This window comes from Desulfobulbaceae bacterium (genome assembly GCA_015231515.1).
GTDB lineage: Bacteria > Desulfobacterota > Desulfobulbia > Desulfobulbales > VMSU01 > JADGBM01.
On record JADGBM010000215.1, the window covers coordinates 1 to 2,372 of the forward strand.

The 2,372-nt window shown below is 47.9% G+C and carries 4 protein-coding genes; all 4 read right to left on the minus strand.

The genetic code is table 11. The features are described from left to right. On the minus strand, positions 1-887 hold an 887-nt coding region (mutY, locus tag HQK80_16435; GenBank protein ID MBF0223778.1), incomplete at its 3' end, for an A/G-specific adenine glycosylase. Positions 888-966: 79 nt separating this feature from the next. Next, complete coding sequence (locus HQK80_16440) at positions 967-1,122, minus strand: rubredoxin (protein ID MBF0223779.1); 156 nt, start codon at positions 1,120-1,122, stop codon at positions 967-969. A gap of 48 nt (positions 1,123-1,170) precedes the next feature. After that, positions 1,171-1,497, minus strand: a complete 327-nt coding sequence (locus HQK80_16445; GenBank protein ID MBF0223780.1) for a hypothetical protein — start codon at positions 1,495-1,497, stop codon at positions 1,171-1,173. Between the two features lie 126 nt (positions 1,498-1,623). Then, positions 1,624-2,372, minus strand: a 749-nt coding sequence (locus HQK80_16450; GenBank protein ID MBF0223781.1) for a phosphotransferase, incomplete at its 5' end; no start/stop codon positions are given.

Here is a 2,372-nt window from a genome sequence, read left to right on the forward strand (position 1 = left end):
TCGCGCAGAGCCCCCTGGTCCGGGGTTTCATTTATCTCAAGATGGCCGCCGGGAAACTCCCAAAGGTTTCCCCATGTTGCGTCTGCCAGGCGTTTCTGAATGTAAATCATCTTTTGATGGACAATAACCGCCGCCACAAATGAAATGGCTATGGTCGTCATGCTTTTCCCTGCCACAGGATGCAGGGAAGTAGTCCCGGAGAGATGGGCCTGGCACTGTTTACCCAAAGGACAGAGTTGGCAGTCAGGTTTGCTTTTTTTGCAGACCAGAGCGCCGAGTTCCATAAGCGCCTGATTCCATTGCCGAGACTTGCCCTCGGGCAATAGTGCCTCGGCCAGAGCCCAGACACGTTTTTGGCCCTCACTGCTTTTTATAGGAGTTTCTATGGCAAACATTCGGGCAAAGACGCGTTCAACATTTCCGTCTACCACCGGATAGTTTTTCTGAAAAGCGATGCTTAGTATGGCCCCGGCCGTATATTTTCCGATGCCGGGCAGGGTTATAAGGTCCGTAAAAGAGGAGGGGACTGTGCCGCCATTGCAACAGACACGTTGTGCTGCTTTCTGAAAGTTTCGTACCCGCGAGTAATAACCAAGACCTTCCCAGAGTTTGAGTAACTCGTTTTCATCGGCCTTCGCGACACTTTCCAGGGAAGGAAACCTGTTGACCCAGGTATTGAAATAGTGAATGACTCTGTCCATCTGGGTCTGTTGCAGCATAACTTCAGACAGCCAGACATGATATGGATCATAGCTATGGCGCCATGGCAGCAGGCGTGCATTCTTTGAAAACCAGGCTAGGAGTTTGTCTTGGATCTGTGTGTGCTGGCTAGCGGAGAGATTTGACGGGGCCATCAGTTGCAGTTCATTTTGGTGAATTATTGGCAAGGCGATTGGCAAGAAGCAGAAAAGGCGCCCTGGACATCAGGACGCCTTTGTGGGTTAGTGTCTTCTCAGGTTATATTGATCAGGCTTCCCAAAAAGCATCTTTTTCGGCACCGCATTTAGGACAGACCCAGTCGTCAGGCAGGTCTTCCCAGGCGGTATTCGGGTCAACTCCGTGTTCGTAATCGCCTTCAGCCGGATCGTAAATATAGCCGCAAGGGCATTCCCATTTTTGCATCATTCTCCTCCTCTTTTGGTGTTTAGACAGGTATTGTTTTCCACGCCATTAATCAATCGCTTCCATGACCGCTCCGCAGCAGTACGGCACTGAATCACCAGATTTAACATTCATATACTTATTGCATACCGCACAAAGGTAGGTGCAATCGGCCGCGGAAGTCTGGTCGGACATAACGGTTTTGCCGCCGGGCACTCCTTCAATAGTAAAACGCAGCAGGTTTTGTTTCGATGGAATGTACTCGCCAATTGGCGTCAGTTTTTTACTCTCACCGGCACAATCAATGATCATTCTCCAAAGAGTCTCCATTGAGGCAGTTTCTTGGCCATTTTCTGGCGAAAACTCGACAACATTTTTATCTATTATTACTTTCATATACCCTCCTTGTAGTAATTATTACTAATTAAACTAAGTGTAATTTGAGCCACTGTCAATAGCAAAGTTGTACCATGACTCGTATAAGGAGAAAACGAAAAAATTGTTTAGGTGTGGTACTAATGGCTACAGGAGGTCAGTAAGTAAAGCTTTAATGCCCTTTTCCTGGCGCTCTATGCTTTCGGTAAGGTGGAACTGGACAAGTGCCCGCTGTAGATTTTGTGTTGGTGAGCTGACTTTAAAATAGATGTTATTGTTTAGATAGTCAGTAAAGTAGCGAAGGCCAAGCTCAAAAGAGATGATTCGTGCTGCCTCAAAGATATATTCACGGTCGTGTTTTGTTAAAAAGTTTGTAGCCTGACTGAGATAGCCGGTTAAAATTTCACGGCACAGGTCCAGATCGAAACAAACCTGTTCAGTGGAATCTGACTCTTCGCCCCGTAAGTTGCAACCGGACCGGAGGCAGTCGCCAATGTCATAATGAATAAGTCCAGGCTTGACTGTATCTAAATCAATGATGCTGACAGCCAGGCCGGAGTTTTTGCTGATCATGATGTTGCTGACCTTGGGATCTCCGTGGATCGGGCGGTCAAAGAGTTTTTTGCTGTGCTTTGCCTCTTCTAAAACAGGGGCATATATGATCTGTTTCTCAATAAAATTCAGACAGAATTTTACTTCTGCTGAGGTGGTTTTCGTTGAACTCGCCAGGGCATTGTGAAAGGCCTCCAGATACCGTGGTGTGTTGTGGAATCCGGGTAGTGTGTCGGCTAATGTTTCGGTCGGCAGATCGCTGACCAGTGAATGAAAAGTGCCCAGAGCCCAGCCGACCTCCCGGGCATGGCTGGGGCCCTGTAGAGATTCATAGGTCTGGGCGG